The organism is Nonomuraea monospora (assembly GCF_039531895.1).
Lineage (GTDB): Bacteria > Actinomycetota > Actinomycetes > Streptosporangiales > Streptosporangiaceae > Nonomuraea > Nonomuraea monospora.
On the sequence record NZ_BAAAQX010000095.1, the window covers coordinates 1 to 2345 of the forward strand.

2 protein-coding genes are annotated in these 2345 nt (G+C 69.5%); both read right to left on the reverse strand.

Annotated features, from left to right (window positions below):
- Window positions 1-33: 33 nt before the first annotated feature.
- Window positions 34-1575: an ISKra4 family transposase gene (locus tag ABD331_RS60595; protein WP_344496678.1), complete on the reverse strand. Its 1542-nt coding sequence runs from the start codon at window positions 1573-1575 to the stop codon at window positions 34-36.
- Window positions 1576-1645: 70 nt separating this feature from the next.
- Window positions 1646-2245, reverse strand: a complete 600-nt coding sequence (locus ABD331_RS60600) for a hypothetical protein (RefSeq protein ID WP_344496680.1) — start codon at window positions 2243-2245, stop codon at window positions 1646-1648.
- Between the last annotated feature and the right edge of the window lie 100 nt (window positions 2246-2345).

Below are 2345 nucleotides of genomic sequence, written 5' to 3' on the forward strand. Positions count from 1 at the left end.
ATGGGTGTAGCTCTTCCTCAGTGGCTGGAGCGATCAGGCCGTGAGGGAGTATCCGTCCTGGTAGCCGCTCTGGTGGACCCGTTCGTGTTGCCGGGCAAGATGAAAACGCCAGTATTCGTCGAGATCGCCGTTGGCGATCAGGGCGCGGAGTTTCAGGACGGCTTCGGCTCCGGCCAGGCCCCAGCGTGCCCCGGCGAGGTCGAATCTGTCGGCGATCAGATGGCGGCAGGCTCCTTCGATCACGCCGGTCGCGATCGGCCATCCCGCATCCAGCGCCTGGTCGTAGCGCAGGTGCTCGAGATTGTTGGTGAGGTAGCGGATGCACGCGTCGATGCCGTCGCGGCGATGGGCGGCCGTGGTGGCTGCCTGGCCGGACAGCGCGGTGATGACGTGGCCGGTGTGCCCGGCCAGCAGGGCCAGAGCATGGACGGCGACCCAGTCCTCGGCGGCCGGTGCCGCGGGAATATGAAGGCTCCAGGCGGCAGCCCATAATTTCTCCAGCACGTGAACGAAGTCGATGACGATGTGGACGCCGATGCCGCGGCGGGCGGCCTCCGCCGTGATCAGATCGAGCTGGTGTCGGGCTCCGTCGACAAGCACGACCCAGGGACGGACATGGCCGGGATCACGGTCTTCGGCGTGGTCGAAGACCTTGGCGATCACTGCGGCGGGGCCGGTGCTGATCGAGCCGCACAGCCACTTGCGCATCGCGGACGGTCTGGCCCGCGGCGGGCGCTGCCCGGCCCGGCCGCCGGGGACGGCGATCACATCGTGCGGCCGGCGGGGCGCAGGCTCGACGTCGTAGACCACCCCGAGGGTGGCCATCCGTTTGCGGGCCGGTTTCTCACCCGCCGCCAGCCGGGTCCGGAAGGTGGCCCGGGCGCGGGCGGCGGCCTTGGCGGTCGCCGGCCGCAGCGCCTCGGGGCGCATCGCGATGCCCTTGCCGTCCACGCTGATTGCCAGCACCGTGCAGGCGGTGGACGGCAGCGGGGTTCGCGCGGCGTAGAAGGCGTCGACATCGACCGCCGCCTGCACGATCGCCTGCTCGATCTGCCGTTTGCCGATCACGTTGCCGCAGCGCGCGGTCACCGCGGCGTGGGCCGCGTCGAACGAGCCACGCACCGTCTCGATGACCGCGAGCTTGGCCAGCCCGGCCGAGTGCCGCACCGCTGGCAGCGACAAGGCGGCGTCGGCCGGATAGAGGTTGTGCACCCCTGGGGCGCGCCAGGCGCACCGGGTGACGGTCACCGTCCCGATGAGGGTGGCGAGCAGGCGGTGATGCCCTGTCTCCAGCCGCGTCCGCGACACGCCGTCGGATCCGGTCACCCCGGCGGTCGTTGCGTTCTGGCGGGCGTGGTGCGCCTGCTGCCGCTCGCGCAGCGCCCGCAGATCGAGATGTGCTTGCAGCAGCTGGCGTTGCAGTTCACGGCCCTGCTCGACGATCGTCTCTTCCAGCCGGTCATGGGTCAGCATGCCGGACGCCGCGTCGGTGAGCTGTCCGATGAGCCAGTTGAAGGTGTTCTTCGCCTCCGCAAAGACGTCAGCGGCCAGGCTGGTGTCGTACGGTGCCTGCATAGGGCTCTTCTCTCGCCGGGGACATCTGGTTGGCACCTTTGAACCTGACGGCGGAAGAGCCCTGCCGCAATCACCCGCCCAGTGACGAAGTAGATGACGGCGCGATTCCGTCTCGTGACCCTCCGTCGCCCTGCCCGGACACCTCACGCGCCACCGGCTCGGTCACCATGAACAACCCCGGCCCTTCCTCCCGTGCCCAGCCGCGTTCCACCAGCCGCTTCAGTTTCGAGCGCAGCCCTTCACGCTTGGCGGCCTCATCCGCCAAGCCCATCGCCACCGCGATCTGCCCGGCCCGCATCGCACGCCCGGCATCGACCATGATCTCCACCGCGTCCCGGTACGCGCGCGGCAGCATCGCCGCGGTTATGCCCGGCTGCCACGGCGGCACCGTCACCACGCCCAGCACCGGCGGCCGTACCGGAACCGCGCCGACCGCGTCGACGTCCCGGCCTGCGATCCCAGCCGTCACGGGCTCACCGACCAGCTCGACCGCCTCGCCCAGGATCTCCTCCACCGTCTCCCGCGTGATCGCCAGCCGTGACAACCGATCGTGCTCATCCTCCAGCCGTGACTCCAAGGCGGTGATCTGCTCGCGGATCTCCGCGATCCGTTGCCGGGCCACAGCCTCACGCCGTGCGAGTTCCTCCAGCAACGAGCCCACCGTCACCACCGCCTCACCGTCTGCACTCACAGTAGAAGGCGGTTCCCGGACTAAACAGTCACGACCACAAAAGCGCAGCTCAGGCACTCACTGAGGAAGAGCTACACCC